This is a genomic window from Microbacterium pumilum, from assembly GCF_039530225.1.
Taxonomy (GTDB): domain Bacteria; phylum Actinomycetota; class Actinomycetes; order Actinomycetales; family Microbacteriaceae; genus Microbacterium; species Microbacterium pumilum.
Window position 1 is genome coordinate 1,652,948 of record NZ_BAAAOH010000001.1, and the last position, 21,390, is coordinate 1,674,337.

At 70.6% G+C, this 21,390-nt stretch carries 21 protein-coding genes; 8 read left to right on the plus strand and 13 right to left on the minus strand.

The annotated features are described in order from the left end of the window. Positions 1-43: 43 nt before the first annotated feature. The 6 genes from ABD188_RS07310 to ABD188_RS07335 form a co-directional block, all read right to left on the minus strand. Positions 44-838, minus strand: coding sequence for an ABC transporter permease (locus tag ABD188_RS07310; RefSeq protein ID WP_344059986.1), 795 nt, complete (start codon positions 836-838; stop codon positions 44-46). Further along, entirely contained in the window at positions 835-1,677 is an 843-nt protein-coding gene (locus tag ABD188_RS07315) for an ABC transporter ATP-binding protein (RefSeq protein ID WP_344059988.1), read from the minus strand. The genes ABD188_RS07310 and ABD188_RS07315 overlap by 4 nt, the downstream gene beginning before the upstream one ends. After that, positions 1,674-2,675 (minus strand): ABC transporter permease, encoded by a 1,002-nt coding sequence (locus tag ABD188_RS07320; protein WP_344059990.1) that lies wholly within the window; start codon positions 2,673-2,675, stop codon positions 1,674-1,676. Before ABD188_RS07320 ends, ABD188_RS07315 begins: the two co-directional genes overlap by 4 nt. Then, the gene (locus ABD188_RS07325; RefSeq protein ID WP_344059992.1) at positions 2,672-3,688 is read right to left on the minus strand and encodes a TIGR03842 family LLM class F420-dependent oxidoreductase; all 1,017 of its coding nucleotides are present in this window, start codon (positions 3,686-3,688) and stop codon (positions 2,672-2,674) included. Before ABD188_RS07325 ends, ABD188_RS07320 begins: the two co-directional genes overlap by 4 nt. Before the next feature lie 105 nt (positions 3,689-3,793). Beyond that, positions 3,794-5,230 (minus strand): dihydropyrimidinase, encoded by a 1,437-nt coding sequence (hydA, locus tag ABD188_RS07330; protein WP_344059994.1) that lies wholly within the window; start codon positions 5,228-5,230, stop codon positions 3,794-3,796. Positions 5,231-5,351: 121 nt separating this feature from the next. Beyond that, a complete protein-coding gene (locus tag ABD188_RS07335; RefSeq protein ID WP_344059996.1) occupies positions 5,352-6,200 on the minus strand; it encodes a nitrilase-related carbon-nitrogen hydrolase in 849 nt (282 codons plus the stop codon). 247 nt (positions 6,201-6,447) lie between these two features. Here ABD188_RS07335 and ABD188_RS07340 point away from each other — a divergent pair, with 247 nt between their 5' ends. Both ABD188_RS07340 and ABD188_RS07345 read left to right on the plus strand, forming a co-directional pair. Further along, positions 6,448-7,629: a sensor histidine kinase gene (locus ABD188_RS07340; protein WP_344059998.1), complete on the plus strand. Its 1,182-nt coding sequence runs from the start codon at positions 6,448-6,450 to the stop codon at positions 7,627-7,629. Beyond that, positions 7,626-8,279 carry a response regulator gene (locus ABD188_RS07345; RefSeq protein ID WP_344060000.1) on the plus strand — a complete coding sequence of 218 codons (654 nt, stop codon included), beginning with the start codon at positions 7,626-7,628 and terminating at the stop codon, positions 8,277-8,279. The genes ABD188_RS07340 and ABD188_RS07345 overlap by 4 nt, the downstream gene beginning before the upstream one ends. A gap of 95 nt (positions 8,280-8,374) precedes the next feature. Here ABD188_RS07345 and ABD188_RS07350 read toward each other — a convergent pair whose 3' ends face one another. Next, positions 8,375-9,067, minus strand: coding sequence for a hemerythrin domain-containing protein (locus tag ABD188_RS07350; protein ID WP_344060002.1), 693 nt, complete (start codon positions 9,065-9,067; stop codon positions 8,375-8,377). A gap of 114 nt (positions 9,068-9,181) precedes the next feature. On the opposite strand from ABD188_RS07350, the gene ABD188_RS07355 reads away from it, so the two are divergent. The 3 genes from ABD188_RS07355 to ABD188_RS07365 all read left to right on the plus strand — a co-directional run bounded on the left by ABD188_RS07355 (position 9,182) and on the right by ABD188_RS07365 (position 12,238). Next, entirely contained in the window at positions 9,182-9,826 is a 645-nt protein-coding gene (locus ABD188_RS07355; RefSeq protein ID WP_344060004.1) for a phosphatase PAP2 family protein, read from the plus strand. 85 nt (positions 9,827-9,911) lie between these two features. Then, positions 9,912-10,763, plus strand: coding sequence for an ABC transporter ATP-binding protein (locus ABD188_RS07360; RefSeq protein ID WP_344060006.1), 852 nt, complete (start codon positions 9,912-9,914; stop codon positions 10,761-10,763). Beyond that, positions 10,760-12,238: an ABC transporter permease gene (locus tag ABD188_RS07365; protein ID WP_425561334.1), complete on the plus strand. Its 1,479-nt coding sequence runs from the start codon at positions 10,760-10,762 to the stop codon at positions 12,236-12,238. The genes ABD188_RS07360 and ABD188_RS07365 overlap by 4 nt, the downstream gene beginning before the upstream one ends. A 55-nt stretch (positions 12,239-12,293) precedes the next feature. On the opposite strand, the gene ABD188_RS07370 is transcribed toward ABD188_RS07365, so the two are convergent. Both ABD188_RS07370 and ABD188_RS07375 read right to left on the minus strand, forming a co-directional pair. Next, the gene (locus ABD188_RS07370) at positions 12,294-12,833 is read right to left on the minus strand and encodes a GNAT family N-acetyltransferase (RefSeq protein ID WP_344060008.1); all 540 of its coding nucleotides are present in this window, start codon (positions 12,831-12,833) and stop codon (positions 12,294-12,296) included. A 4-nt stretch (positions 12,834-12,837) separates the two neighbouring features. Further along, the gene (locus ABD188_RS07375; protein ID WP_344060010.1) at positions 12,838-13,347 is read right to left on the minus strand and encodes a hypothetical protein; all 510 of its coding nucleotides are present in this window, start codon (positions 13,345-13,347) and stop codon (positions 12,838-12,840) included. Positions 13,348-13,444: 97 nt separating this feature from the next. On the opposite strand from ABD188_RS07375, the gene ABD188_RS07380 reads away from it, so the two are divergent. Then, on the plus strand, positions 13,445-14,083 hold the full coding sequence (locus tag ABD188_RS07380) for a 2-phosphosulfolactate phosphatase (RefSeq protein WP_344060012.1): 639 nt from the start codon (positions 13,445-13,447) through the stop codon (positions 14,081-14,083). Positions 14,084-14,144: 61 nt separating this feature from the next. On the opposite strand, the gene ABD188_RS07385 is transcribed toward ABD188_RS07380, so the two are convergent. The 3 genes from ABD188_RS07385 to ABD188_RS07395 all read right to left on the minus strand — a co-directional run bounded on the left by ABD188_RS07385 (position 14,145) and on the right by ABD188_RS07395 (position 16,244). After that, on the minus strand, positions 14,145-14,633 hold the full coding sequence (locus ABD188_RS07385; protein ID WP_344060014.1) for a SprT-like domain-containing protein: 489 nt from the start codon (positions 14,631-14,633) through the stop codon (positions 14,145-14,147). 29 nt (positions 14,634-14,662) lie between these two features. Then, complete coding sequence (locus ABD188_RS07390) at positions 14,663-15,187, minus strand: tetratricopeptide repeat protein (RefSeq protein ID WP_344060016.1); 525 nt, start codon at positions 15,185-15,187, stop codon at positions 14,663-14,665. 193 nt (positions 15,188-15,380) lie between these two features. After that, the gene (locus ABD188_RS07395; protein WP_344060018.1) at positions 15,381-16,244 is read right to left on the minus strand and encodes a spermidine synthase; all 864 of its coding nucleotides are present in this window, start codon (positions 16,242-16,244) and stop codon (positions 15,381-15,383) included. Positions 16,245-16,396: 152 nt separating this feature from the next. Here ABD188_RS07395 and ABD188_RS07400 point away from each other — a divergent pair, with 152 nt between their 5' ends. Both ABD188_RS07400 and ABD188_RS07405 read left to right on the plus strand, forming a co-directional pair. Beyond that, a complete protein-coding gene (locus ABD188_RS07400; RefSeq protein ID WP_344060020.1) occupies positions 16,397-17,143 on the plus strand; it encodes a 5-oxoprolinase subunit PxpA in 747 nt (248 codons plus the stop codon). Further along, positions 17,137-18,741 (plus strand): 5-oxoprolinase subunit B/C family protein, encoded by a 1,605-nt coding sequence (locus tag ABD188_RS07405; RefSeq protein ID WP_344060021.1) that lies wholly within the window; start codon positions 17,137-17,139, stop codon positions 18,739-18,741. The genes ABD188_RS07400 and ABD188_RS07405 overlap by 7 nt, the downstream gene beginning before the upstream one ends. Before the next feature lie 37 nt (positions 18,742-18,778). On the opposite strand, the gene ABD188_RS07410 is transcribed toward ABD188_RS07405, so the two are convergent. Beyond that, complete coding sequence (locus ABD188_RS07410) at positions 18,779-21,385, minus strand: DUF4062 domain-containing protein (protein WP_344060023.1); 2,607 nt, start codon at positions 21,383-21,385, stop codon at positions 18,779-18,781. Between the last annotated feature and the right edge of the window lie 5 nt (positions 21,386-21,390).

Below are 21,390 nucleotides of genomic sequence, written 5' to 3' on the forward strand. Positions count from 1 at the left end.
ATGCGGGTCCTGCCCTTCGGCAAGCTCAGGGACCGTGCGCCGGTCAGACCGACGAGTGCCTCGTCACCAGCCTCTCCAGCAGCGAGGTCACAAGGAAGAACACGAGGCCGATGAGGATGCCGCCGACGACATAGGCCCAGGCCAGGGCGGCACGACCGGATTTCGCGTAGGTCGCGATCGCCGTGCCGATGCCGTCGGACGGACCGCCGAAGTACTCGGCCACCAGCGCGGCGATGACCGCGAGGGACGCCGCGATCCGGAGGCCGGTCATGAGGTACGGCAGGGCGGTGGGCAGCGTGAGCAGACGGAATGTCTGGCTGCTCGACGCGGCGGTGGCCCGAAGCACATCGCGGTGGACCGGACGGGTCTGGCGAAGGCCGCGCAGCACGTTCACGAACACCGGGATGAATGCCGCGATCGTCGCGACGGCCTGCCGGCCGAACTGGCTGGACGCGCCGAACATCGTGTTGAGGATGGGGGTGATCGCGACGATGGGGATCACCGCGAGAGCCGCGATGAGCGGTGTGAGCATCCCGTCGATGGGCCGGGCAGCGGCGGCGAGCCCCGCGAGCAGCACGCCGAGGAGTGCGCCCACGACGAGCCCGATGAGGGCGTTGGTCGCGGTGACCGCCATGTCCTCGACGATGATGTCCCAGTGTGCGACGAGTTCGGTGCCGATGGCTGCCGGGCCAGGCAGCGCCCTCGGAGCTGAGCCGAGGGCGACGTACAGGGCCCAGAGCACGAGGATGAGCGCGCCCACCACGATCGGCGCGACGAACCGCAGCCAGCCGGGCAGGGTTCTCTCGCGTGTGGAGGCGCGCACGTCGTGGGTGGTCATCGCTCGTTCGCCCTCTCGACCGGTGATCCGTGCAGCGCCTCGCGCACGGCGGTCACACGGTCGAAGTACGCCGGTGCCTCGCGAAGGCTCTCGCCGCGCTCGCCGCCGAGCCCGGTCGTGATGACGTCCGTGATCCTGCCCGGTCGCGGGCTCATGACGACAACGCGATCCGACAGGAAGACCGCCTCGGGAATCGAGTGGGTGACGAAGACGACGGCTGCACCGGTCTCGGCCGTGATCCGGGTGAGCTCGGTCTGCAGGTACTCACGGGTCATCTCGTCGAGCGCGCCGAACGGCTCGTCCATGAGCAGCAGGCGCGGGCTGGTCGCCAGGGCCCGCGCGATCGCGACGCGCTGCTGCATCCCGCCCGACAGCTGGTCGGGGTAGCGATCCACGAACTCGGTCAGCCCGACGAGTTCGGCGAGCTCCGTGACTCGCGAGGCGCGCTGCGCCTTGGAGGTGCCGTGCACCTCGAGCGGGAGCGAGATGTTCGCGCCCACCGTGCGCCACGGCAGCAGCCCCGACTGCTGGAAGGCGATGCCGTAGTCCTGATCGACGCGCGCGCGGCGCGCGGGCTTGCCGAAGATCTCGAGCGTGCCGCCGGTCGCCTGGTCGAGATCCGCGATCAGCCGCAGCAGCGTCGACTTGCCGCACCCGGACGGGCCGATGAGCGAGACGAACTCGCCCGCGGCGACCTCGAGGTCGACGCCCACGAGGGCTTCGACGTCGCCGGTCTTGGTGGGGAAGACCTTGCCCACCCCTGCGGCCCGGACGGCGAGTCCTGATGCTGCCGCATCCGGTGAAGGAGCCGGTGCGGCATCCTGAGTCTGTCGGCTCATGCCGTCGATTCCCCTCGTCGGTAGTTCCTGAGCCAGAGGCCGATCAGCGCCACGGACCCCGCGGCGATCAGACCGAGCGCGATGGCGCCGAAGGTCGGCCCCCACGGCGCGGCCGGGTCACTCGAGGCCTGGCCGGCCAGCTGGATGAGCATGCGTCCGATGCCGCCGCGCATGCCGATCGACACCTCGGCGACGACTGCACCGAGCACGGCATTCGCCGCGGCGAGCCGAAGCGCGGGCAGCAGATAGGGCACCGCGGCCGGGAACCGCAGCCGCTTGATCGTCGGCCAGTACCCCGCGGCATAGCTGCGCATGAGATCGACGTGGATGCGGTCCGGAGCTGCGAGTCCGCGGAGGACCCCGATCGCCACCGGGAAGAACGCGAGGTACGAGGCGATGATCGCGACCGAGAGCCACTGCGGCCACGGCGTCCCGCCTCTGTCGATCTGGTTGCCGATGGCGTTGATGACCGGGGCGAACGCGATGAGCGGCACGATCTGGCTGACCACGATCCAGGGCAGCAGCCCCCACTCGACCAGGTGCCAGCGCTGCATCGCCATGCCGAGGATGGTGCCCACCGCGACGCCGATCAGCCAGCCGACGGCGGCGATGCCCAGGGTGACGAGCGCGGCGGAGGCCACCGACATCCAGAGCGGAGGCGTGTCGCCGCCGCTCGTGGGGGCGAAGAGGCGGGCGACCATGTCCCAGATGTGCGGCATCGCCCGGTCATGGGTCCGCGGCAGGATCATGACGCCTGAGCCGGACTCGCCCGGGGTCGCGCCGATGAAGAAGCCGTTCGCGGGCCCGACGAACTTGTAGAGCTCCCACAGCAAGAGCACCGCGACGATGCCGACCACGCCCCACCCCACGGCGTACCAGCGCTGCGGGTCATCACGACCGCGATAGCGCTCGAGCCGGCCGCGCGGCGGCGGGGCCAGGACGTCCGCCGGTGTCGCGGCGTCGGCAATCGTGGTGTCGTGCGGCGGATCCGGCGTCACAGCTTCGCCGTCACATGGCTGGAGAGGGCAGGGATGACCGTCTCGCCGTACACCCGCATCGTCTCTTCCTTGCTGTCGTGCTGCAGGTAGCCCGCGAACTGGGTGACGCCGAGCGCACGCAGCTGCTCGAGTTTGGCGATGTGCTGCTCAGCCGTGCCCAGGATGCAGAAGCGGTCGACGATCTCGTCGGGCACGAAGTCGACGTGGTCGTTCTCGGCTTTGCCGTGGGAGTTGTAGTCGTAGCCCTGCCGACCGGCGATGTAATCGGTCAGCGCATCGGGAACGGCTCCGTGGTGGCCGTACTTCGACACGATGTCGGCGACGTGGTTTCCCACCATCCCGCCGAACCACCGGCACTGGTCGCGCATGTGCTCCCAGTCCTCGCCGATGTACATCGGGGCCGCGACGCAGAAGGCGAGCGAGTCGGGGTCGCGCCCTGCCGCGGCTGCGGCATCCTTCACCGTCTTGATCATCCACGCAGCGATGTCGACGTCCGCGAGTTGCAGGATGTAGCCGTCGCCGACCTCGCCCGCGAGCTTGAGCGCCATCGGACCGTACGCGGCCACCCAGACCTCGAGCTCGGAGCCGCGGCTCCACGGGAACTGCAGGGTCGCGCCCTTGTACTCGACCGGGCGCGAGTTCGCGAGCTCGCGGATCACGTGGATCGACTCGCGCAGCTCGGCCATCGACACCGGCGCCCCGTTCGTGACCCGCACCGCCGAATCGCCGCGCCCGATGCCGCAGACGGTGCGGTTGCCGTACATCTCGTTGAGCGTGGCGAAGACGGATGCCGTCACCGTCCAGTCGCGCGTCGCGGGGTTCGTGACGAACGGGCCGACCGTGATGCGCTTCGTCTCGGCGAGGATCGCCGAGTGGATGACGTAGGGCTCCTCCCACAGCAGGTGCGAGTCGAACGTCCACACGTGGCTGAAGCCGTGCGCCTCGGCGAGCTTCGACAGCTGCACCGTGCGCGCGGCCGGTGGATTGGTCTGGAGAACGACTCCGAAGTCCATGTCACTCGTTCCCGTCGCTCATGTCGTGTCCCACTCTCTCGGTTACGTGTCCCATTTCCCCCGGTCTGCGCTCCGCATGGCGGGGGAAAGTGGGACACGGCGCCTCTACGTCAGGTACTGGCTGAGGCCGCGCTTGACGAACCGGCCGTCGCCCTTGGCGCCGAGGTACTGGCCGCCGTCGACGATGACCTTGCCCCGCGACAGCACGGTGTCGACGTGCCCGTCGATCTCGAAGCCCTCCCACGCGGAGTGGTCCATGTTCATGTGATGGGTCTTGCCGACGCCGATGCTCGTATGACCGTTCGGGTCGTACACCACGACGTCGCCGTCGGCGCCTGGCTGGATCACGCCCTTGCGGCCGTAGAGCCCGAACATGCGGGCGGGAGTCGTCGAGGTGAGCTCGACCCAGCGCTCGAGGGTGATCTTCCCCGTCACGACCCCCTGATACATCAGGTCCATGCGGTGCTCGATCGAGCCGATGCCGTTCGGGATCGCGCGGAAGTCGCCGAGGCCGAGCTCCTTCTGGTCCTTCATGCAGAACGGGCAGTGGTCGGTCGAGACCATCTGCAGGTCGTTGGTGCGCAGCGCCTGCCACATGTGGTCCTGGTGACCCTCGGCGCGCGAGCGCAGGGGCGTAGAGCACACCCACTTCGCACCCTCGAACCGTCCCCACTCCTCGCTCGACGCGCCGAGCTGCTCCTCGAGCGACAGGTACAGGTACTGCGGGCACGTCTCACCGAACACGTTCTGGCCCTTGTCGCGCGCCGCGGCCAGCTGCTCGACGGCCTGCTTGGCGCTCACGTGAACGACGTACAGCGGGGCACCGGTGAGGTTCGCGATCATGATCGCTCGGTGCGTCGCCTCCTCCTCCATCTGCCACGCTCGCGCGATGCCGTGGAAGTACGGGTCGGTCTTGCCTTCCGCGACGAGCTGCGCCGCGAGCACGTCGATGACCGGACCGTTCTCGGCATGCATCATCGTCAGCAGCCCGGTGTCGCGGCTGACCTGCATCGCCTTGAGCACCTGCGCGTCATCCGAATAGAACACGCCGGGGTACGCCATGAACAGCTTGAAGCTCGTGATGCCCTCGTCGATGAGACCCGGCATCGCCGCCAGGGCGTCTTCATCGACTCCGCCGATGATCTGGTGGAAGCCGTAGTCGATCGCGCAGTTGCCCTCAGCCTTGGCGTGCCACGCCGCGAGGCCGTCCTGCACGCGCTCGCCGTAGCGCTGCACGGCGAAGTCGATGATGGATGTCGTGCCGCCCCATGCTGCGGCGCGGGTGCCGGTCTCGAACGTGTCGATCGCGGCCGTGCCGCCGAACGGCAGCTCCATGTGGGTGTGGGCGTCGATCCCGCCGGGAATGACGTACTTGCCGGTGGCGTCGATGACCGTGTCGACGGATGCCGCGACATCCGTCCCGAGCAGGTTCGAGCCCGGAGCCAGCACGGCGGTGATCGTCTCGCCGTCGATGAGCACATCGGCCTCGCTGCGGCCGGTCGCCGACACGAGGGTACCGCCGGTGATGAGTGTGGTTGTCATCGTGTTTCTCCTGATCCCCATCGTTCGTTGAGCGAGCGAAGCGAGACGAAACGCATCGAGCTGCCCAACGCGGTTCGTCTCGGTCGCTGCGCTCCCTCGCTCAACGACCGGTGCTCCGAGGTCACGGCTTCGCGATCCCGGTGTAGGAGTCGGGACGACGGTCGCGGTAGAACTGCCAGTCGTCCCGCATCTGACGGACCATGTCGAGATCGAGGTCGCGGACCAGCAGCTCCTCGTGATCGCCCGAGCCCCGCTCGCCCACGAAATTGCCCCTCGGGTCGATGACCTGACTCGTTCCGTAGAAGTCGACGGCGAGGTCGCCGTACTCGTTGTCCTCGCGCCCGACACGGTTGGGCTGCAGCACGAAATAGCCGTTGGCGACCGCGGCCGCTGGGCCCTCCACCTCCCACAGCCGGTTCGACAGGCCGGGCTTGGTGGCGTTGGGGTTGAACACCATGTGGGCGCCGTTGAGGCCGAGCTCGCGCCATCCCTCGGGAAAGTGCCGGTCGTAGCAGATGTACATGCCGATCTTTCCGACCGCCGTGTCGAACACGGGATAGCCGAGGTTGCCCGGCCGGAAGTAGAACTTCTCCCAGAATCGGTCGAGGTGAGGGAGATGGTGCTTGCGGTACTTGCCGAGGATCGTGCCGTCCGAGTCGACCAGCACCGAGGTGTTGTAGTACACGCCCGTCTGCTCCTCCTCGTAGATCGGCAGCACGCTCACGAGGCCCAGCTCCTTCGCAAGGGCGGCGAAACGCTGCACGATGGGTCCGTCGGCGGGCTCGGCGTATTGGTAGTACTTCTTGTCCTGCGTGATCCCGAAGTAGGGGCCATAGAAGAGCTCCTGGAACGAGATCACCTGCGCACCCTGGGCCGCGGCATCCCGTGCGAACTGCTCGTGCTTGTCGAGCATCGACTCCTTGTCTCCTGTCCACGTGGTCTGGGTGATGGCCGCTCTTACCGTCGTCATCGTGTCTCCGTCCGCTTCGGCAGGCCCTCGGGCTCGGCCGACGGGGGTGGGGCCGCGGAAGCAGCCCTGCTCCACATCCTGTCGATGTGACGTTTCCCGCCGGTTTCGGCCTGTCACGCGACAGTAAAGCCTTCCGCGGGTGCGGTGCAATGGTCGGTTGAGCAGACCTTAAAAATCGTCGGTCCCGCCGAGAGGGATACATCGCATGGCGGATGCCGCGGCATCCGGTCTCACGTAGCGTGAAGCTGTGTTCCGCCCCCTCCAGCGCTACCAGATCGTCGTCGACGCGTCGGTCGCGGCGGTGTTCTTCCTGATCGCTGCGTCGGTCGAGCTCGACGTGATCAGGGGGACGATCGGCTCGACGACCGTGCTCGGGGCGCCGCTGGTGATTCTGCTGTCGGTGCTCATCGCCCTGATGTTCAGCGTCGCGCTCGCGATCCGGCGGTTGTCGCCAGGGCTGGCGCTCGCCCTCGCGTGGGCGGCGGCCGCGATGCAGATGTCGCTCGGCAGGCCGCCGTCCTTCGCGGACCTCGCGATCTTCGGGGTGCTCTACGCGACCGCCGCGTATGGCACAACGCGCGTCTACCGGGCGGGCCTGGCATCGGCGCTGGCCGGCGCGATCGTGATCACGCTGTACCTGTTCCTCGGCCCCACGTTCGCCGCCGGCGGGCTGACCTGGCGGTCACTGCCGATCGCGTTCGTCATGCTGATCGCGGCGGCATTCGCGCTGGGGCTCTCGTGGACGCTGGGAGCGCTCGTGCGCACGGCCGTCCGCGCACGCGAGAATCGGCGCGCTCAGCAGCGCGCCGAGCAGGAGGCCGCGGTCGAGCAGGAGCGCGTGCGCATCGCCCGCGACATGCACGACGTGGTCGCGCACTCGCTGGCGGTCGTGATCGCGCAGGCCGACGGTGCGCGCTACGCCGCCGCGTCGGATCCCGCGGTGGCCGCAGACGCCCTCACCACGATCTCGGCGACCGCTCGGTCGGCACTCGCGGACGTGCGACAGCTGCTGGGCCGGCTTCGTCACAGCCAGGACGACGCTCCGCAGCCGGGCCTCGCCGACCTCGAAGCGCTCTACGCGCAGGTGCGCCGGTCGGGCGTAGACCTGCGAGTGACGGTCGACCCGGCACCGTCGTCCCCTCCGGCCGCGGGTGCGCAGCTCGCCGTGTACCGGATCCTCCAGGAGGCGCTGACCAACGCCCTGCGCCACGGCGCCGGACCTGTCGAGGTGCAGCTCGCGTGGCATCCGGATCGCGTCGAACTGGCCGTGCGCAACGCGCTCCTCCCGTCGTCAGGCGTCGCTGCGCCGGGTCACGGCCTCATCGGGATGCGCGAACGCGCGCAGCTTGCCGGCGGAACGCTGACGGCCGAGGCACATGACGGAGTCTTCGTCGTCAGCGCGACTCTGCCCGTCGGAGACGCCCGGTGAGCGTCTCCGGCCCGATCCGGGTGGCTCTGGTCGACGACCAGGCGCTGTTCCGCGCCGGCATCCGCATGCTCGTCGACTCGCAGCCCGATCTTCAGGTGGTCGCCGAGGCGGCGGACGGGCGTGAGGCGCTCGCCGCCGTGCGCGAGTCGCGCCCCGACGTGGTGCTCATGGACATCCGGATGCCGGTGATGGATGGGCTCACGGCGACGGCCGAGCTGCTGCGCGACGAGCATCCGCCGCGCATCGTGATGCTGACCACGTTCGACCTCGACGAGGCCGCAGCGCGGGCGATCCGCCAGGGTGCGAGCGGGTTCCTCCTGAAGGACGCCGACCCGGAGTTCCTCCTCGCCGCCATCCGCACGGTGCATGCCGGGTCGGCCGTGATCGCGGCATCCGCCACCCGAGACCTGTTCGCCCACTTCGCGCAGGCGGCACCGGCGCCGGTCCCCGCGGCGTACGGCGACCTCACCGAGCGGGAGCGCGAGATCTTCGCGCTCGCCGCGCGTGGCCTCTCGAACGCCGAGATCGCCGCGCGGGAATTCTTGAGCGAGGCGACCGTGAAGACGCACATCAGTCGCATCCTCACGAAGCTCGCCCTGCGAGATCGGGTGCAACTGGTGGTCTTCGCCTTCGAGCACGGCCTGGCCTGACCGACTTCTACCGGTTACGGACGCGACACGCCGTCTGCGGCGGCCCGGACGCGGCGTGTCGCGTCCGTAAACGGTGGGGATGGGAGGGCGAGTGATCAGGCGCGCTCGAGAGCGGCGCGGTGCTTGGCGTACTTCGGCTTGCCGACCCAGCGCCACAGCAGACGTGCCGGTGCGGGCATGTGCTTGTGCAGCCACTCATCGCCGCCGTCCGGCTGCGATGCCAGGATCTCGCCCAGCTGCTGCCACGTCTGCCCCTTCGGGATGGATTTGCGGCCGTGCTCCGAGAACCAGTCCACCTCCGGCTTCGTGATGGTGTACTCCATCACCGGCACGATGTTCGTCTCCTCGTCGGGCAAGTGCACGGCGATCGCGGCGTTCACGCCGACGAGCGCCGCGAGGACCGGCGCAGCATCCGATTCCTTGGCCGATGCCCGCCATGCCGGAAGCGCGCGATCCATCGCCGCGAGGTGCACGAGCAGTTCGGCATGCTGCTGCTTCATGCGCTCCACGTGCGGGGTGCAGGACGGGGCGCGCTCTTCGAGGGCGCCCCACAGCCTCGCATCCTCGCCCTCGTGGTGGGCATGGAGTCCGAGCGACAGGGTCGCGAGCTGGGTCGCCACGGCTGCCGCATGCTCGCTGTCGCCTTCTCGGACGCGGTTCACCAGTTCTGGTGCCTCGCCGAATCCGCGACGGAAAACCCGGTGGATCTCGATCATCCCGCTGGCATCGCAGGTCTTCGGAGTACCGGCCGGGAAATCACCGCTGGCGGGGAGGGGGGTGGCGGGCATCTATCGGCTCCTCACTGCTCCGGCAGTTCTTCGACGGCGATCCGAACGTAGCCACTTCTCCGGGCATCGAGCAAGGCCCCGGCGGCGACTGGGTGCGCAGCTAGCCTCGGGAGCATGCGCCTGACCACCCCACGGCATTCGGCCTCCACGCGCCGGCGAGCACGGACGATGCCGCGATGGATGCGTCGCATCGATCGCGCCGCGAACCGGCGCATCAACGCGTCACGCTCCTGGCACGCCCACGATCGCGGCTACAGCGGCCTCAGCCGCGCCGCCGACCAGGGCGTGCTCTGGTACGCGATAGCGGCGCTGCTGTTCGTGCTCGGCCGCCGACGCGCAGCGCTGCGCGGAATCGGATCGATGATCATCGCGGGCGTCGTATCGGACGTCATCGTCAAGAGCCTGTTCGATGGGCGACGGCCCCCCTTCAGCGAGGTTCCCGTCGCCCGGCGGCTGCGCGCCTACCCGACCACGCCGTCGTTCCCGTCGGGCCACTCGGCGAGCGCGGCCGGTTTCGCAACCGGCGTCGCCCTCGAGTCCGGCGTCGCGGGGCTCGTCGTCGCCCCACTCGCCGCCGCAGTGGCCTACTCGCGGATGCACGTCGGTGCGCATTGGCTCTCGGACGTGATCGGCGGCGTCGGTGTCGGGGTCGGGGTCGCGGTGCTCGGCCGGCTCATCGCATCCGCGGCGGGGTTCGTTCGCGGCCTTGTCGCGGACCGCCGCGCGCATCCCTCCCCGGTACAGGTCGACCGCGACTAAGCTGCACACGGATCATCCTTGCGATGTACGCGGATGCCTCTCCCGGCCGACGCGGCAGGACTGCCGCCGTTCGTACCGTCGAAGCATGGAACTCACATCGACAGACCTGGGCCTCTCTGCCCGGGTGCAGCAACTCACCAAGACCTACGGCTCCGGCGGCAGCGAGGTGCGAGCGCTCGACGGCGTGAGCGTCGGCATCCGTCGCGGCGAGTTCACCGCGATCATGGGCCCGTCCGGGTCGGGCAAGTCGACGCTCATGCACATCATGGCGGGACTGGATGCTCCGACCTCCGGCAGGGCGTGGATCGGCGACACCGACATCACCGGACTCTCCGACCTCGAGCTCACGATCCTCCGGCGCCGTCGCGTCGGATTCGTCTTCCAGGCGTTCAACCTGGTGCCGACGCTCGACGCGGGCGGCAACATCCTGCTGCCGTTCGATCTCGACGGGCGGCGCCCGAGCGCTCTCGAGCGCGCACGTATCGACGGACTGATCGAGACGCTCGGACTCTCCGCGCGACTGCGGCACCGCCCCCACCAGCTCTCGGGTGGGCAGCAGCAGCGCGTCGCGATCGCCCGTGCCCTGGCGACCTCGCCCGACCTCGTCTTCGCCGACGAGCCGACCGGCAACCTCGATTCGCGCAGCGGCCGCGAAGTGCTGGGACTGCTCGCGGCCGCAAGCCGTGATCACGGCCAGTCCATCGCGATGGTCACGCACGACCCCATCGCGGCGAGCCACGCAGATCGCGTGATCTTCCTCGCCGACGGCAAGGTCGTCGCCGACAAGCCCCGCCAGAGCGCCGAGGAGATCTCGGCCTACATGCTCGCATCCGAGCTCGGCGCCCATGCGGGTCTCGGCGCCCACGCGGGTCTCGGCGCCCACGCGGGTGCCGGCGTCCACGCAGGTGCCGGCATCGGCGCGGAGGTGCGGTCATGACCGCGGCAGCGCTCGAAGCGCCGGCCGCTCCTCAACCACGACCGCTGAGCTCGGCATCCGCACGCCTGTCGTGGCTCCGCGAACGCGGCATGGGCGCGAGCGTGCTGGTCGCTGCGATCTCGACGGCATTCGGGGTGGTGCTCATCTCGGCCACCGCTTTCATCGGTGCGATGCTGAGCGCCGACCCCTACATCGGCAACAGCGGAACGCTCGGGTTCGTCCTGAGCTTCATGACCGTCCTGCTCGTCGGGGTCGCCGTGTACGTCGCTTCGATCGTGACGGCCAACACGTTCGCGACCGTTGTCGCCGGGCGCACGCACCGCATCGCCCTGCTGCGACTCATCGGTGCCTCGGCGCGCTCGCAGCGGTCCGAGATCGCCCGGCAAGGGCTCGGGGTCGGCGTGATCGGAGCCTTCCTGGGGCTCGTCGGCGGGACGGCGCTCGCCGCCGGCGGTGTCTGGCTTGCGGGCCGGATGCTGGGGCTCGATGACGTGCCCTTCACCCTCGTCCGCGCCGATCTGCTGCTGCCCGCAGCGATCGTCGCGCTCACCACGTGGGCTGCCGCATGGGCGGGATCGCGGCGGGTGCTCACCGTGACCCCCCTGCAGGCGCTCGGCGGATCGGTCGAGGCGTCGCATGAATCGGTCTCGCGACGCTCAGGTCGCAACATCACGGCGCTCGTGCTCTTCATCATCGGCGGTGCGCTGCTGGCACTCGGCGTGCTCGCGGGGCTCGTCAGTCCACTGGGCGTCGTCATCGCATTCGTCGGCGGCATCCTGTCATTCACGGGCCTTGCGCTCGGCGCCACGCTCGTGATGCCACCCGTGCTGCGCCTGGTCGGCCGGCTGTTCGGACGTTCGGCCACCGCTCGGCTCGCGGCCGAGAATGCACTGCGCTACCCGGAGCGCTCCAGCCGGATGGCGATCGGCGTCGTCATGGGCGTGACACTCGTGACGATGTTCGCGGTCGCGATCGAGTCGACGAAGGCGGTGATGACCGCGTCGGCCGGCGGCGAGCTGCCGAGCGAGCTCGGGGCCGTACTCGACTCGTTCGCTGCGATCATGATGGGCCTCGTCGCCGTCTCGGCGGTGATCGCCGGTGTCGGACTCGTCAACCTCCTGACGCTGGGGGTGGTGCAGCGCCGGCGCGAGCTGGGGCTGCTGCGGGCGCTCGGCGTCTCCAACGGGCAGGTGCGGCGGATGGTGCTGCTCGAGGCCGCGCACATCACGATCGCCGCGACGGCGAGCGGGCTCGTGCTGGGCGTCGTGTACGGCTGGGCCGGGCCGCAGTCGCTGCTCGGATCGGTGCCCACCAACCCCGATGCCCCGGTCACAGGAACGTTCGTGTGGCCGGCGGTGCCCCTCTGGCCGGTGGTGGCGATCGTCGTGGCAACCGCGGTGCTGACGCTCGTCGCAGCGGTCGTGCCGACGCGGCTTGCGACGCGTGTCGCGCCGGTGGAGGCGCTGGCGGAGTAGCCGACAGCTGCCGCGATCGGTCGCTTCGGCACACGGGAGCGGCCGATCGCGGTGCTCAGTCGGGGCTGCCCGAGCCCGACAGCTCCGGCTGCTCCGGCCGCACCATTCGCACTTCGCGCACCGGGTCGCCCCATTGGTCGTCGTCCTTCACGATGCCGTCGGGGCGGAAGCCGTTGCGGACGTAGAACGCCCGTGCTCGCGGGTTGTCCTCCAAGATCCAGAGGGTTGCCGCGGCCGTGCCGATCGCGGCATCCAGCAGCATCTGTCCGGCACCGGAGCCGTAGTGCTCGGCGAGGACGTAGAGCGCGTACAGGTGGGGCCGCCCTGCCACAGCGCCTTCGTCGGCCGACGGCCCGCTCGATGCGAACCCGCCTATCGCGCCGTCGACCTCGGCCACCCAGGTTTCGCCCTCATCGTACGGCGGGTCGCCGGCGATCACGGACCGCCAGAACTCCGTGGCTTGCTCGACATCCATGCCGTCCAGGATGGACTGCGGCATCCGGCCGGTGTACGCCTCGCGCCATGCCTCGACGCGCACGCGACCGATGCCCGACGCGTCGGCCGGCACCGCCCGGCGGACGACGACCTCGGGCATGGAATTACGCCGCCGCCGCCGGCTCGGGATCGTATGCCCACGACGGAGCGACGGCGCGGATGCGCGCGGCGCGCCACTGCCAGACCGTCCAGAGCAACGGCCACAGCGCGGGCGCGGTCGATCCGCCGATCACGAGCCGATCGCGCCAGAGCGTGCGCGACGGGTCGCCGGGCGCCGGCGAGATCGCCATCTGGTGGTCCCACACGTCGAGGCTCGAGAGCGGTCCGGTGAGCGGGATGCCGCTGTCGCGGAAGATCCGCACACGGCCGGCGGGCTCATCGGCGAACCGTTCGCTCGCGTGGATCAGCTGCCGGCCCATCGGCACCTTGCCGACGGCACTCAGCTGCACCGGGATGTCGTCACCCGCGGACCACGCAGTGGGGAGCCCGCCGGGGTCGAGCGGAGCCATGTCGAGCAGTGGACCGTACAGTTCTGCGACCGCGCGCGGCGAGTGCACGGCCCGCCACGCGGCATCCGCGTCGCAGTCGATGACGAGCTTGAGCAGGATGCGCATGCTCCAGTGTCGCACCAGATCCGGAGCAGGCTCGCGGGCCGGTCGCACCGGGACGCGCTCACCGGTCGGCCGCGCCGCTCCGTCGTACGCTGGACGGATGCCCGGACAGCAGCATCCGTTCGACCAGTCCACCTACCAGGTTCGCCTGGAATGCGGCCTCGAGGGACTCGCCAGACTGGCGCCGAGCGACGTCGTCGTCGTGGTCGACGTGCTCCGGTTCTCGACGACGGTGACGGATGCGGCCTCCCGCGGCGAGGCGGTTGCCCTCGACGCCGGTGCACACGCCGTGTCGATCAACGGCGCCCCGGTCGCGGTCGCGGCTGCCGCATCCGATGCCCTCGTCCTGCTCGGGTGCCTTCGGAACGCGGGAGCGGTCGCGGCGGCGATCCTCGCGGAGCAGGAGCGGCGGGCCAGGCGGACGAGCATCGCCGTCGTGGCGGCGGGGGAGCGGTCGGCCGATGGCGCGGTGCGAGCCGCCGTCGAAGATCAGCTTGGCGCAGGCGCCGTCATCGATGCGCTCGGCGCTCTCGGCATCGACCACACGTCGCCCGAGGCTGCGATGGCGGGCGAGGGCTTCCACGGACTCCGCCGCGCAGTGCGCCACCTGCTCACCGCGAGCGGGTCGGGTCGTGAGCTCATCGAGCGGGGTCTTCGCGACGAGGTGCTGAATGCCGCGGAGATCGACGCCTCGATCGCCGTGCCGGTGCTGCGGGACGGGGTCTTCCGCGCGCTCTGATGTCGCGCGCGGGGTGGGTGTCCTCGGACGCGGCTAGCGCGGTGGGCGCCCTTGGAAACCGCTAGCGCGGAGTCATGGCGGCCAGCCGCGTCGCGGGTGTGATGTCACGCCGTCGCCACGAGAACACGAACCGCTCATCGAAACGGGGAGCGCATTTCGCGCATGACGTCGGCCGGGTCACGCGCCGATGCCGGTACGCGACGTGTCCCGCGGGACACGTCCCGATCCACGGGGCGAGCTCGGTGGCCGTCTCGCCGCGATGCGTCGTTCCGCCGACATAGCCCAGCTCGCGTGCCACGGCCTTCCAGCGCGCTCCGTGGCCCGCAGCCGGACCGGCAAGGGCATGCGCGACCTCGTGCAGCAGGGTCTGGTGATTCGTGTCGTCGTCGTATCGCGCCGTGAGGTACCGCGAGACGCTGATCCGCTTGCGCGTGTAGTCGCAGAGGCCCGCGCGGCGCTTCGCGTTGTCGAACCCGAACGACCACGAGTCGTCGAGGTGAGTGGTGATGAGCGCCTCCGCCCAATGGCGCACGCGATGCAATTCGGTCATGAAGGGAAGTTAGAACGTACCTACGACAGTCAGCTGGCGACGGATGCCGCACGGCGCCGATCGACGGCGTCGATCGCGAGCAGCGTCGGTTCGAGCTGTTCGTCCGGTGTCCCGGATTCCTGGCGCAGGAAGAGGGCGCGCTTGAAGTCACGGCGGGCGTCGTCGAAGTCTCCGGCGTCGAAGTGCACCTTGCCACGGTGCTGGTAGGCGAACGCCGCGATTCCCGCCCACTCCTGGCCCTCGGCCTCGTCGGCGCACATCGTCAGCTCCTGCTCGGCCGCAGCGAACGCGCCGCGAACCTGCTGCACCGACGCATGCAGGATGCGCGCCCGGAGGAGGTCCTTCCGGGTGCCGGCCATGCGCGCGAGCCGGACCGACTGCTCCGAGAGCACGAGCGCGTCGTCGGGTCGGCCCAGCACCTTCAAGAGCCACACGCGCTCGAGCAGTGCGGGAAGACTGCGCTGCTCGCCGATCTCATCGAGGCGCTCCTTGCACTGTCGGGGATCGACCTTCTCCCGCAACGTCTCGGGGTCGTACCCGCGTATGTAGCTCATCAAGGACTCCCTTCGGCGCCGCCCGTCGGATCGCCTTTCAAGTGTGCATCGGGCGCGTCGTCGTCGAGGCGGGGCACGCCGGGTTATCGACTGCCCGTGTCGGGAATGCACGCGATATCGCGAACCTGTCTGCGTGCGCGCGTGGCTGTGCCGCGAGCGCGTGTGTCCCTCAGCGTGTCGAAGGGCGTGCGGGTCAGCGGTCGAAGACGGATGCCGCGGGCTTGGGCGACGGGGTGGCATCCGCATCCGTCGCGATCCGGGCGCTGCGGGCGAACTCGTCGATCTCGGCGCCCTGGGCGACTTTGGCCGGATGCGGCCCCGCCGCCATCAGCCGCGGCAGCCATGCGGTGGGGAGCGGTGAGGGGGACGCCGCGATCACGAGGTTGCCGAACCGCCGCCCCTTGAGCGTCTGCACCTCGGCGAGCACGATGACGTGCTCGAGCACAGCGCGCACCGTGGCGACCTGGCGACGCGCGAACGCGAGGCCCGCGCCGTCGGCGACATTGACCAGGATCACGCCCTCCGGGGCGAGGAGGCGCGCCGCCGCGGTGTAGAACTCCACCGTGGTCAGGTGCGCCGGAGTCTGCGCCCCCGAGTACACGTCCGACACGAGCAGATCCACGTTGCCGACGAGCCCGCCGGGCAGCCGGCCGAGCCCCTCGCGCGCATCGCCGATCCGCACGCGGAGGGATCCGCCGCGAGGGAGCGGCAGCCGCTCGCGGACGAGGTCCACGAGCGCGGGCTCGAGCTCGATCACCTGCTGGCGCGACCCAGGGCGGGTCGCCTCGACGTAGCGAGGGATCGTGAGAGCGCCGGCACCCAGGTGCACCGCGGTCAGCGGCTGCCCCGGCATCCGCAGCTGGTCGATCACCGCACCCATGCGCGCGACGTATTCGAAGTGCAGGTGGGTGGGATCGTCGAGGTCGACGTGGGACTGCGGCGTGCCGTCGACGACGAGCTCCCACCCGCCGCCGAAGGCCGAGGGCGTCACCTGGGCGAAGGTTCCGTCGGACAGCCGCACCGACGGCGAGGGCTCGTCGTTGCGCGCTCGGGCCATGCCTCAACCGTATCGCCCGACTTCCCCGCCCACCCCACCGCGGTTACGGACGCGACACGCCGAGCCCGCTCGGGGCCACACGGCGTGTCGCGTCCGTAACCGGTGGGATGGGGTGAGTGGGCGGGACGAGGCGGCCGGGCTAGCGTGGGGGCATGGTCGCCATCGATCTCAACGCCGACCTCGGCGAGACGGTCGACGGCGTGCCCACCGCCGACGACGAGGCGATGTTCGCGGTCATCTCCAGCGCCAGCATCGCCTGCGGGGGCCACGCCGGGGATGCCGCTTCGATGCGCGAGGCCGTCGCCCGCGCCGCCCGGTTCGGGGTGGCGGTGGGGGCGCATCCGTCGTTCCCGGATGCAGCGAACTTCGGGCGTCGGGAATGGACCGGGGACTCCAGCGAATTGCGACGGAGCCTCGAAGCGCAGCTGCGCGCCCTCGCCGACGCGGGCGCCGACATCCGGTACGTCAAGCCGCACGGTGCGCTCTACCACGTCGTCCGTCGCGATGCCGACACCGCCCGCGTCGTCGTGGCGGCGATCGCCGAGGTGATTGTGCGTCCGGTTCCCGTGCTCGGTCTCGAGGGCGCCATCACGTCCGCCGCCGCCACTGCCGGGCTGCCGTTCGTGCGTGAGGCGTTCCTCGATCGCGGGTACCTCGCCGACGGATCCCTCGTGCCCCGGGGCGATCCGGGTGCCCTCCTCCACGATCCGGCCGTGGTCGCGGCTCGCGCCGTGCGCCTCGCCCGCGACGGAGTGGTCGAAGCGGTCGACGGGTCGCTCGTCGATGCGGATGCGGCCTCGCTGTGCCTGCACGGAGACTCGGCCGCCGCGGTGGCCATGGCTCGCGCCGTCCGTGCGGCCCTGGACGCCGCGGCGATCGAGGTGCGCCCGCCGTGGTGAGGGCGCGCGTGCTGCCGATGGGCGACAGTGCGATCCTCGTCGAGGTCGACTCGCTCGACCACGTGCTGGCGCTGCACGCGCAGCTCGGCGCCTCGCTGCGGAACGGCGTGGTCGACATCGTGCCCGCCGCGCGCACGGTGCTGGTGCGCATCGACCCTCGGGAGCTGTCGCTCGCGGACGCCCGGGCCTGGGTGCAGACCGCGGCCGCTCAGGCGTCACCCGAAGCGCGTGTGGCTTCGGATGAGGTCGTGCTCGACATCGCGTACGACGGTCCTGATCTGGCCGAGACGGCGGACATGCTCGGCCTGTCGGCGGCGGAAGTGGCCGATCGGCACGCGAGCGCCCGCTGGACGGTGGCCTTCACCGGCTTCGCGCCCGGATTCGCGTATCTCGTGAGCCCCGACTGGCCGTTCGATGTGCCGCGGCTCGCATCGCCGCGCACACGGGTGCCGCCGGGTGCCGTCGGTCTCGCGGCGGGCTTCACCGGCGCCTACCCGCGCGAGACACCCGGCGGGTGGCGGCTGATCGGGACGACCCGGGCACGGCTTTTCGACCCGGATGCCGCATCCCCGGCGCTGCTGGTCCCCGGGGCGAGCGTGCGCTTCCGGCGCGTGCCCGACCCCATTCGTGCACCCGCCGACCCGATGGAGCCAGGGCCGGGGCCGGAGCCGGAGCCGCGCCGGCAGCCGAAGCCGCAGCCGGCGACCGAGCCGCAGCCGGCGCTCGGGCCGGACCCGTCAGGTGTCCGCATCGTCGAGCCCGGGCTGCTCGCGACGCTGCAGGATCTCGGCCGGCCGGGCGCGGCATCCCTCGGTGTCTCATCCTCGGGGGCGCTGGATCGCTCCGCCCTGCGCACCGCCAACCGCCTGCTCGGCAACCGCGAGGGAGCCGCGGCGATCGAGGTGACGATGGGCGGCCTCCGCGCGATCCCGGCGACGGACCAGTGGTTCGCGGTGACCGGCGCGTGGGGGAGGATCCTGCTGGCAGGCCGAGAGGTCGACCCGTACGAGGCCCACCGATGGGGAGCCGGAGAGGAGCTCCACGTCGACTGGGTCTCGCATGGCGCCCGCGTCTACCTCGCCGTTCGCGGCGGATTCGACGGCCGCGTGGTGCTGGGCTCGCGAGCGACCGATCGACTCGCCGGACTCGGACCCGTCGCGCTCACCGCGGGCGATGTCCTTCCCATCGCGGGTGACGCCGTCGCACCGATACCGGTCGCCGGCATCGCACCGTGGGGGGCGCCGCACGACGACGAGCTCGAGGTCGATCTCGCTCCCGGTCCGAGAGGCGACTGGTTCACGGCCTCCGCGCACCGGACGCTGTTCGAGACGCTGTGGACGGTCTCGAACGACGCCGACCGCATCGGCGTGCGACTGGACGGCCCGGCGCTGGAGCGGATGGCCCCGGGCGAACTGCCGAGCGAGGGCATGGTGCCGGGGGCGATCCAGGTGCCGCCGACCGGAAGGCCTACGATCCTGCTCGCCGACGGACCGGTGACGGGCGGCTACCCCGTCATCGCCGTGGTGACGGATGCCGCGCTCGACCTGCTCGCCCAGGCCCGGCCGGGCACCCGCATCCGGTTCCGGCACGCGCGCTGAGCGGATGTCGCTCCCCCACCCCCGGGTCGATCGCGGTTCAGCCGTGGCTGACGGCCACGTGCGCGAAGGCGAACTCGGCCGCCTCGGCCGCCGACATCTCGCGACCGCGTTCCGTCGCGCGGCGGACGTCGTCGATGTTCGCGGCCGTCGTCGCGGCGTCCAGAAACCGGGTGTGATAGACGAACTGCGGGGCGTCGTACATCGTGATCCGCTGCCTGGTCGTCTCCGCCGCCCCGGCGAGCGTGGCGGCGACCTCCGCGTCTCCTCGTGACGCGGCGACGGCGCACAGCCCCTCGATGGCGTACGCGATGCCCTCTTCGTGATCGAGGCTGAGAGACACGCGCATCGCCTCGGAGAATCCTCGGGCGGCGGTCTCCATGTCTCCGGAGAGCAGGCGCACGCGCGCCAGGTGGTGCCGCGCGACGGTCTGCGTGAACGGATCGCCACCCGCCTCGGCCGCCGCGAGAGCCGCGCCGAACTGCCGGTTCGCCTCATCCGTCTGCGAACGCGACCACGCGACGCGACCGAGCGCGATGTGCGCGAGCGTCTCGCCCCAGCGCAGCCCCTCGCGGTGGAAGCTCTCCGCACTCTTCTCGAGCAGCGGGAGAGTGTCGTCGTCGGGCTGTCCGAGCGTCACCTGCGCGAGTCCACGCGTCGCCTGAGCCATGGTCACGCCGAGGTCGTCGCCGCTCGCCGCGAACAGGTCTGCCGTCTCGTCGAAGGCGGCGATCACCTGTGCGCCTTCGTTCGTGGTCCACATCTCGGACCACAGGTGATAGAACTCTGCGACGGCTCGTGCGTGGTCGGACGCGTCGGGCACGCGCTCCATGAGTTCGTCCATCCAGCGGCGCACCTCGTAGAAGAGCCCCCGTAACCACCAGTAGAGGTACAGGCGCCAGGCGATGTCGGTCGCGAGATCCGCGTTTCCGATGTCGGCGAGATGGCGCACCGCGGTGCGGAGGTTGCCGCGCTCGAGGTCGAGTCGGCCGGCGGCCTCGCGTTGCGACGGACCGCCGAGTTCAGGGGCGACGCGTCGGGTCAGCGCGTCGATGTATGCGGCGTGAGCGTCTCGCATGACGCGTTCCTCGCCGAGCTCGCCCAACTGCTCGACGGCGTACTCCCGCACGGTCGCGAGCATGCCGAAGACCGGCTCGCCGCTCACGTCGGACTGCGACACGAGCGAACCGTCGACCAGTGCCTCGAGGCCCTCGATCATCCGCGGTTCCCACGGACGTCCGGCGCCGATCGACTCGAGCGCCTCGAAAGTGAAGCCCGCCGAGAAGACGCCGAGATCCCACAGCAGTCGCCGCTCGTCTTCGGCGAGGAGTCCCGTGGACCACTCGATCGTCGCGCGGAGCGTTCGCTGCCGCTGCGGGACGTCGCGGCTCGAATCGACGAGCAGGCGCAGTCGGGTGTCGAGCCGCTGGAGCACCGCGGCCGGGGTCAGCAGGCGCATCCGCGCCGCCGCGAGCTCGATCGCGAGCGGCAGGCCGTCCAGCGCTTGGCAGATCGCGACGACGGCAGGTGTGTTGAGCTGGGTGAGCGAGAAGTCCGGCTTCACCGCGCGGGCTCGTTCGACGAACAGCTCCACGGCCGGCGAGCCGGCGGCCCTCGTGACCGAGTCGGGGGCGGCGGAGTCCATCGCCGAGAGCGGCGGCACCTCGTACACGCGCTCGCCGCGGATCCGCAGCACGATCCGACTCGTGACGAGGAAGACGGCATCGGGAGCAAGGTCGTAGAGCCGGACGATCTCGGGTGCGGCATCCACCAACTGCTCGAAGTTGTCGAGGATGATGAGCACGCGCCGGCCGTGCAGCGCGAGCGCCAGTCTCTCCTCGAGGGGGCGCTCGCTCGAGTCCCGGATGCCGAGACCGTAGGCGATCGTCGGCAGCACCAGGTCGGGCTCGAGGACGTTCTCGAGGGCGATGAAGGCGGTGCCGTCGGGGAACCGCGACCCGGCGGCCGCCGCCGTCTCGATCGCCAGGCGGCTCTTGCCGATCCCTCCGGGGCCGAGGAGCGTGACCACCCGGTCGCGTCCGCTGCTGACGAGCTCCACCACCTCTGCCACCTCGCGGTCACGGCCGATGATCCGTGAGTAGGCCGCGGGAACGCGGGCAGCGTGGGCGGGCTCAGTCTGCGGAGCCGCAGGCGGCGTCGCGCTCGCGGCATCGAACCGCTCGGCGAGCAGCGTCGCGAGATCGCCGACGAGCTGCTCCTCGAGCTGTCCGGACGTCTCGAACGGCAGGTATGCCGCGGTGTCGTCGGAGCGGATGCGCGCGATCAGCTCGGTGAGGCGCTCATCACGACGCTCGGTGCTCTTGATGTAGATGAGCTTGGGCATCGTCGCCGGCGCCAGGTTGTACTCGTCCTCGAGCCCCGAGACCTCTTCGTCGGGAGCGACCCATCCGTAGCTCTCGGCGTAGATGCCCACGAAGACGTCGGACTGCGCGAGGTAGGAGCGATAGAGCGCGCGGGGAGGGTGGGGGCGGGCGCCCAGCTCGAACATCACGGGGGCGAGGTGGATGCGCTCGATCGCAGCGCGGGCTGCCCGCCGCTCGTCGGCGAGCTCGCGCAGGGTCGAACTCACGAAGACGCGCAACCGCTGATCCGGGGTGCGGATCCCTGGCCCCGGCAGCGCGCTCATCCGGC

What these genes read in the sequence shown, in the direction of transcription:
- ABD188_RS07310 (WP_344059986.1), bottom strand. Translation starts at nt 838, where the DNA reads ATGACCACCCACGACGTGCGCGCCTCCACACGCGAGAGAACCCTGCCC.
- ABD188_RS07315 (WP_344059988.1), bottom strand. Translation starts at nt 1,677, where the DNA reads ATGAGCCGACAGACTCAGGATGCCGCACCGGCTCCTTCACCGGATGCG.
- ABD188_RS07325 (WP_344059992.1), bottom strand. Translation starts at nt 3,688, where the DNA reads ATGGACTTCGGAGTCGTTCTCCAGACCAATCCACCGGCCGCGCGCACG.
- hydA (WP_344059994.1), bottom strand. Translation starts at nt 5,230, where the DNA reads ATGACAACCACACTCATCACCGGCGGTACCCTCGTGTCGGCGACCGGC.
- ABD188_RS07335 (WP_344059996.1), bottom strand. Translation starts at nt 6,200, where the DNA reads ATGACGACGGTAAGAGCGGCCATCACCCAGACCACGTGGACAGGAGAC.
- ABD188_RS07350 (WP_344060002.1), bottom strand. Translation starts at nt 9,067, where the DNA reads ATGCCCGCCACCCCCCTCCCCGCCAGCGGTGATTTCCCGGCCGGTACT.
- ABD188_RS07355 (WP_344060004.1), top strand. Translation starts at nt 9,182, where the DNA reads ATGCGCCTGACCACCCCACGGCATTCGGCCTCCACGCGCCGGCGAGCA.
- ABD188_RS07360 (WP_344060006.1), top strand. Translation starts at nt 9,912, where the DNA reads ATGGAACTCACATCGACAGACCTGGGCCTCTCTGCCCGGGTGCAGCAA.
- ABD188_RS07365 (WP_425561334.1), top strand. Translation starts at nt 10,760, where the DNA reads ATGACCGCGGCAGCGCTCGAAGCGCCGGCCGCTCCTCAACCACGACCG.
- ABD188_RS07370 (WP_344060008.1), bottom strand. Translation starts at nt 12,833, where the DNA reads ATGCCCGAGGTCGTCGTCCGCCGGGCGGTGCCGGCCGACGCGTCGGGC.
- ABD188_RS07375 (WP_344060010.1), bottom strand. Translation starts at nt 13,347, where the DNA reads ATGCGCATCCTGCTCAAGCTCGTCATCGACTGCGACGCGGATGCCGCG.
- ABD188_RS07380 (WP_344060012.1), top strand. Translation starts at nt 13,445, where the DNA reads ATGCCCGGACAGCAGCATCCGTTCGACCAGTCCACCTACCAGGTTCGC.
- ABD188_RS07385 (WP_344060014.1), bottom strand. Translation starts at nt 14,633, where the DNA reads ATGACCGAATTGCATCGCGTGCGCCATTGGGCGGAGGCGCTCATCACC.
- ABD188_RS07390 (WP_344060016.1), bottom strand. Translation starts at nt 15,187, where the DNA reads ATGAGCTACATACGCGGGTACGACCCCGAGACGTTGCGGGAGAAGGTC.
- ABD188_RS07395 (WP_344060018.1), bottom strand. Translation starts at nt 16,244, where the DNA reads ATGGCCCGAGCGCGCAACGACGAGCCCTCGCCGTCGGTGCGGCTGTCC.
- ABD188_RS07400 (WP_344060020.1), top strand. Translation starts at nt 16,397, where the DNA reads ATGGTCGCCATCGATCTCAACGCCGACCTCGGCGAGACGGTCGACGGC.
- ABD188_RS07410 (WP_344060023.1), bottom strand. Translation starts at nt 21,385, where the DNA reads ATGAGCGCGCTGCCGGGGCCAGGGATCCGCACCCCGGATCAGCGGTTG.